This is a genomic window from Paenibacillus marchantiophytorum (assembly GCF_014640555.1).
GTDB lineage: Bacteria > Bacillota > Bacilli > Paenibacillales > NBRC-103111 > Paenibacillus_E > Paenibacillus_E marchantiophytorum.
On record NZ_BMHE01000117.1, the window covers coordinates 1 to 1,544 of the forward strand.

The following is a 1,544-nucleotide window of genomic DNA, read 5'->3' on the forward strand; positions in this document are numbered from 1 at the left end:
TGCTCGTCACAATCACTATACCAAACCGAAGCGGTGTTTTTCTATTTTAGCAAGAGGTCAATCATTATCCTGGTTCTGCTATATGTATCAAGGATTTAAGACTAATTTCGCTCTGCGAAGTTTGAGCTTTTAAGAATAAAGATTTTTGGAAACCGATTTTTGGTTTTCATTGATTTCCATAAACAACTCTACTTGCTTTTCTTAAGCAAGATTTATAAATACTTCAACGGGTATAGAATTTGTACCTACGAACGGTATGGTTGAGTTGGTTACTGTAGTTGCTACGATATCTCGGCGACGCAAAGTATTTGCTTTACATCTACAAAGTTTACACATATATAAACGATGTTGCCTTTAAGCTTGGGTAATTGGATTACTAAACAAGCTTGACAAGGATTATTAGTTCTACTTTACTTGTCAACTTTATCTAAGAAATCTGCCGGCAAGCGGTCTCCGGAAATTTCAATCTTTGACAATGCTTCATTCAAATCAACCAGTTCCTCAGGAGTGAGTTCAACCTCCGCTGCGCCAATATTTTCTTCTAGTCGCTCCAATTTCGTTGTTCCGGGAATCGGGACAATCCATGGCTTCTGAGCAAGTACCCACGCGAGTGCGATTTGAGCCGAGGTGGCGTCCTTCCCTGCAGCAATCTCCTTGATCAAATTGACTAAAACCTGATTTGCTTCTATATTCTCAGCTGTAAATTGAGGAACAATGCTTCGGAAATCGGAGCTTTCAAATGTTGCATTCTTATCAATCTTTCCGGTAAGGAACCCCTTGCCCAGCGGGCTGAATGGAACAAAACCGATGCCTAGTTCTTCAAGTGCAGGCAAAAGGTTTTCTTCAGGGCTTCTCCACATCATGGAGTATTCACTTTGAATCGCAGTGACGGGATGCACCGCGTGTGCGCGGCGAATCGTTCCCACTCCTGCTTCAGAAAGTCCCCAGTACTTTATTTTACCTTCCTTGATTAGGTCTTGTATGACTCCAGCTACTTCCTCAATCGGCACGCTGGGGTCAACGCGATGCTGATAGTATAAATCGATGGTATCAACTTTAAGACTTTGGAGTGAACCTTCCACGGATTGCCTGATTTGCTCTGGCTTGCTATTAAGCACCTGCTGGCCATTTTCCCTATAGATACCAAATTTAGTCGAAATGACAACATCTTGCCTGAATGGAGCAAGCGCTTCTCCTACCAATTCTTCATTTGGACCATAGGCTTCGGCAGTATCGAAGAAAGTAACACCGCGATCAATAGCCGCATGGATCAGCGAAATCATCTCTTTTTTGTCTGGTGCAGAACCATAAACACCGCTCATTCCCATACAACCTAACCCAATAGCGGAAACTTCCAGTTTATTTCCCAACTTGCGTTTTTGCATTATTTATCTTCCCTTCATTATTGTTTTCATATAAATAACTCAAACTTCGCAGCTTGAAATGGGCAAGTAAGCCTTAAGATAACTGGGCAAACCGGCGATCCATTGTTGGAGTTGACTTTTAATCAATTTTGAGAGCTTTTTACTTGCCTGTGTGGCTAC

General features: G+C 42.0%; 1 protein-coding gene. It reads right to left on the minus strand.

Annotated features, from left to right (window positions below):
* Positions 1-410: 410 nt before the first annotated feature.
* The gene (locus IEY34_RS36100; protein WP_189021108.1) at positions 411-1,385 is read right to left on the minus strand and encodes an aldo/keto reductase; all 975 of its coding nucleotides are present in this window, start codon (positions 1,383-1,385) and stop codon (positions 411-413) included.
* Between the last annotated feature and the right edge of the window lie 159 nt (positions 1,386-1,544).

What these genes read in the sequence shown, in the direction of transcription:
- IEY34_RS36100 (WP_189021108.1), bottom strand. Translation starts at nt 1,385, where the DNA reads ATGCAAAAACGCAAGTTGGGAAATAAACTGGAAGTTTCCGCTATTGGG.